The 4,752-nt window shown below is 44.1% G+C and carries 4 protein-coding genes; all 4 read left to right on the top strand.

The window, feature by feature from the left end:
* Positions 1-221 precede the first annotated feature (221 nt).
* Positions 222-893: an InlB B-repeat-containing protein gene (locus tag LZ23_RS11420; protein ID WP_045214281.1), complete on the top strand. Its 672-nt coding sequence runs from the start codon at positions 222-224 to the stop codon at positions 891-893.
* A 60-nt stretch (positions 894-953) separates the two neighbouring features.
* Positions 954-2,855, top strand: a complete 1,902-nt coding sequence (locus LZ23_RS11415) for a hypothetical protein (RefSeq protein ID WP_045214280.1) — start codon at positions 954-956, stop codon at positions 2,853-2,855.
* A gap of 303 nt (positions 2,856-3,158) precedes the next feature.
* Entirely contained in the window at positions 3,159-3,722 is a 564-nt protein-coding gene (locus LZ23_RS11410; protein ID WP_232300473.1) for a transposase, read from the top strand.
* Positions 3,691-4,716, top strand: a complete 1,026-nt coding sequence (locus LZ23_RS11405; RefSeq protein WP_045214278.1) for a transposase — start codon at positions 3,691-3,693, stop codon at positions 4,714-4,716. Before LZ23_RS11410 ends, LZ23_RS11405 begins: the two co-directional genes overlap by 32 nt.
* The last annotated feature ends 36 nt before the right edge of the window (positions 4,717-4,752 follow it).

Here is a 4,752-nt window from a genome sequence, read left to right as displayed (position 1 = left end):
AGTATTTTTTGTCTGGCAAGGTCCTTCCCCCTCGTAATCTGGAAGAACCGTATCAAAGAATTTAAGATGTCGTCAGTAAAAAATTGCACCTTGATAAAAAAAATTAACCCTGTGAGGGCTACGGCAAGAGCATTATCTATGCTCATAAACAAATGTTGTTTCAATTAAAAGTTTATCAACTTAATCTCACATTGGTGAGAAAACCCAACGGAGGTTCACCCATGAAAAAGTTTTTTTTATTGTCAATCTTAGGCATCTGCCTGATATTTGCCGGAACGGCTCTGGCATATCAGACATTCTTCAACAGCCAGACCGCTATGGACAAGTCACCGCATGATGAGGTGCTGGTTGCTGTAGCGTCTGATGTTTCCAACGAATATCTTTACGCTAAGTGGAGTGAAGCTGAAGCATCAAACGACACGACTAACTATGTTACCATTAGTGTATCCGCAGACCCTCCTGAGGGAGGAAATGTAACAGGCGGGGGTAGAGTTGAATCTGGAACCAGCGTAACTGTTGAGGCTAAACCCAATAGAGGATATGAATTTGTCCAGTGGAGTGATACATCAACCGGTAATGCTGTGTCTACAAGCCAAAAATATACTTTTTCTGCAAGGTCGGACCTAAGCCTGCTTGCTTCTTTTGAAAGCTCCACCGAGTCTGATCCAGAGAGAATTTTCGGCGCTGCTGAAGACCTCTACCCAAGCTTCTTTTATCCGAAAGGCCTTGAAGTTCAAACAGATGAATTATTCGGAGAAACAGTGTATTACCGTCATTACACTTCAGAAGATACCTATCTCATAATTTTCAAGAATATTGTTTATTACAAGTGGAAAGATGTTCTTGTTAGCTGGAGTACGGTTGATGCCTGGATTAAATGGCTAGATCGTTGATAGCCTGGTTGTAGTAACTTCCAAATCAGAAGCGGCTCACTGCCGCTTCTGGCTTCTCCTATGTCCCTAAAAAAGATAACAAAATCCAATGGCTTTTCTGTTCCTGCTGACGGAACAACAAGAAAATCATCTCAAAAGCCCACAAAAGATCTGCAATTCCCCAACAACAGAGCATTAATAATGCTCTGCAACATTCTGCTTCTATTATCAGTCCTGGCTTATTACCCCAGCTACAGAGCTCTATATTTGGATTTCGACATATGGTTTCACCTTGCCTATGGCAGATATTTTATTAGCAACCTTACCACCACCGTAGATCACTCAGTATTCTCCTGGACTCCTGCCCTTGCAGACGCAGCTTACAATACATGGATAGGCTCTTCTTTCCTGTATCTAATCCATAAAGCTTTGGGAGTGCCAGGACTGTTCATTCTGCTGTTTGCTATTTTATTTATTTCAGGACTGATAATTTTCCGGTTGGCGCGTATGGCTGGCCTTTCATTGAACCCATCACTATTTTTTATTATCCTGCTGACCGCCATAAGCATTCGTTCTTCTGCTAACTATATCAAGCCGGAAATGTTCAGCACCTTTTTCATGACCATCATGACAGCATGCTATTTTCGTTTTCGCATGACTCTAAATCCGTGGATCATTCTCTTTCTTCCAGCAGTTTTTTTTGTCTGGGTTAATACCCATGGTCTTTGGATTTTTGCCTTGTTCTTTCTTATTCTGGTATTGGCTACTGATTTGCTCATGCTCCTTGTGCGCAGAAATCAGGCACCAGATGGCAAGACGATATTTTATCTTGCAACGACTGTACTTCTCAGCATTTTGACAGTGCTTCTAAACCCTTTTGGACCAGATGTAACTCTGAATTTTTTCAGCCTCCTCTTTGCCGATGCTTCATCCATGCTTTCTTCCATTACTTCTGGAAATAACAATGGTGTTCTTGGCGACTACAGAGCAATTGCTGAATACCAGAGCATGTGGCCTTTTCTTTTTTTGGGATCCGGCGCTCACTTTATTAGTGTCACCGCCTATGCCTTAACTTTGATGATAACTCTGTTCATTGTCTTCTGGACTTTTTCATGGGTACGCACCGGATGGGCCGATCTGCCCGTGGCAACAGCCAATATCAGCTTTTATTTCATGGCCATGTTCATGTCTCGTCTTTCTCTTGTCTTTGGAATAATTTGGGTAATGTCCATGATTTACCTGGCATGGCGCTTAGATGGTTTTTTTAAACTGTCCAGGTTGCAGCCATTTCTTCTTGCTGCATTTTTATCTTTAAGTGCCTACTCACTTATTGCTGCAGCCTGTATTTACCAGAATCCTTCCTGGTTTGGGGTGAACTACAGGGACTATATCCCGGATAAAGAGGTAGAATATATTATCAGCAATAATTTACCAAAGCCACTATTCAATGACTATCTCTCAGGAGGTTACCTCTTGTGGAGCGCTTATCCCGAATACAAGGTTTTTATTGATCCCCGCCACTTCCCCTACAAGGACTCAGTATTCCCCGATTACATAAGTATCGGAACAAAATACACTCTCGATTCTCAGGGGTTTGATAAATTCACATCAAAGTATCACTTTAATTCCGCCCTGATTCACAGGCGCTACCAGGAGCTTATCGGCTGGTTTCACCAGTCCCCTGACTGGGTACTTGTATATTTTGACAAGGTGGCAGTAGTCATGCTTCGCACTGATTATGTTGGACAACTGAGCACTGAAGCAAGAGAAGGCTCAATGCGCGGGCCAATGCATTATAAAAATGTATCCAACCCCTTGGTTCTTGAACATCTTTTTAATGTTTATATTAACTTTGTCAGCCTGGAAATGGCCAGGCAGACCAGGGATATCTTTGAACAGAATGTTTCTCCGCTTTTTTGGCGCAAAAAAGCTGCCTTAGATGAATTTGACTCCATCTTAATGCAGAGACATTCCCGCCATTAATGTAAATAAAGATGCCCCCCTGCAAAAAGTCAGGAAATGAAAAATTCAGGCATAAAATGGTTCCATAACTCTTTGTTTTTACTGCCCCCTGTCCCCTGTCCCCTGTCTCCTGCCTCCTGTCTCCTGTCCCCTGTCTCCTGTCCCCTGTCTCCTGTCCCCTGTCCCCTGTCCCCTGCATACAGTCATGGGTTTGGGGTCGGACCTAATTAAAGTTCTAAATTGATTGAATAAATGGCCTTTACAGAGCCCAAAATTGGCCTTAGAATGCCCTTTTTAATAATCAAAAACCAGTTGTAAGCAAATATGCCCAGAGCCAACAGATATTTTTTGCCTGATCATTTGTGGCATATAACCCATAGATGCCATAAAAAGGAATTCCTGCTGAAATTTGCCAAGGACCGATCAACTTGGATTAAATGGTTATTTGAAGCGAAAAAGAGATACGGGCTACAGGTATTGAACTATACGGTTACCTCGAATCATATTCACTTGCTGGTACACGGCCATGAAGACAAAGATGTTATACCCAGGTCCTTACAATTGGTGGCTGGCAGAACCGGCCAGGAATACAATCAAAGGAAGAAGCGTAAGGGGGCTTTCTGGGAAGACAGGTATCACGCTACAGCAGTGGATGTTGATGAGCACCTGGTAAAGTGCCTGGTCTACATAGACATGAACATGGTCAGGGCCAGAGTGGTTAAGCATCCCAAAGAGTGGAGCCATGGGGGATACCCTGAAATAAGAAGTATGGGACAGGTTAATTATTGCAAACAAAATCGAAATTTGTTAAGTTTACTCCAAACCGCTCAACCACAAGCCTTAACGGAGGTTCACCATGCCCAGAATAGCCAGATTTATCCGGGATAATCAGCCAAGCGTATACCATATTGTTTCCAGAACAGCCTTGCAGGGCCTGCCCATCAAAGACAGGGACAATGACTTTCTGCTGGGCCTGATCAAAAAGCTCAGTCAATTCTACTTCGTGGATGTGCTGGGATTCGCACTTTTAGGCAACCACTTCCACCTGGTAATCCGCATGTATCCTGAATCTGATCCGACAGATGATGAAATCAAGAAAAGGCTGCATAAGTATTATGGAGATGAACTTAATGTGACCAATGTGTTGATTTCAGACTACCGCAAGCGCCTCACCAGCCTGGGAGCATATGTGAAGGACATCAAGCAGGGATTCACCAGGTATTTCAATAAGAAGTATAACCGCAGGGGATTCTTTTGGGGGGATAGATTCAAGAGTATGATTGTCCAGGACGGCTTAAGTCTGGTTAATCTTCTGGCCTATGTGGACCTCAATCCCATAAGGGCAGGGATAGTAAAGAAGCCGGAAGACTACCGCTGGTGTTCTCTGGGCTACCACACCCAGACTGGCAATAAGGACGGCTTGCTGTCCATAGACTTTGGGATGAAGGAGTGGAACGAGTTTGATCCCAGGGAGATAGTCCGCAAGTACAGGCAGTTTGTATATGAGACAGGAGCAGCTGAAAGCCAGGAGTCAGGAGTCAGCCTCCGGCCCATAGGGGCCTACGCCCCGGAGGGGGGACAGGGGACAGTGAAGAAGGTATCAGGAGTCAGGGGACAGGGGACAGTGAAGAGCTTGAAGAGAGGGATTGATCCAAAGATTGTGGAAAAAGCCAGGAAAAAGGGTTACAAAATATCCAGAGCTGACCGGTTCAGGTACAGATGCCGGTATTTTACTGATTCCGGAGTGATCGGCGGGAAAGACTTTGTCCAGGAGGTGTTTGATCAGGTTAAGCATTTGCTGGGGTCTAAGGATGAGCGGAAATTTACTCCGGTTGGCGGTGTTGAGGGTTTGTATTCTATGAAGCGACTGGGACAAACTTAATATAGGCCCAGTTAAAAATGCTGGTTTGAATAAAGC

It is taken from the genome of Desulfonatronovibrio magnus (assembly GCF_000934755.1).
Classification (GTDB): domain Bacteria; phylum Desulfobacterota; class Desulfovibrionia; order Desulfovibrionales; family Desulfonatronovibrionaceae; genus Desulfonatronovibrio; species Desulfonatronovibrio magnus.
Note: the sequence above shows the minus strand (reverse complement) of the source record. Positions and strands in the feature narration are given on the sequence as shown.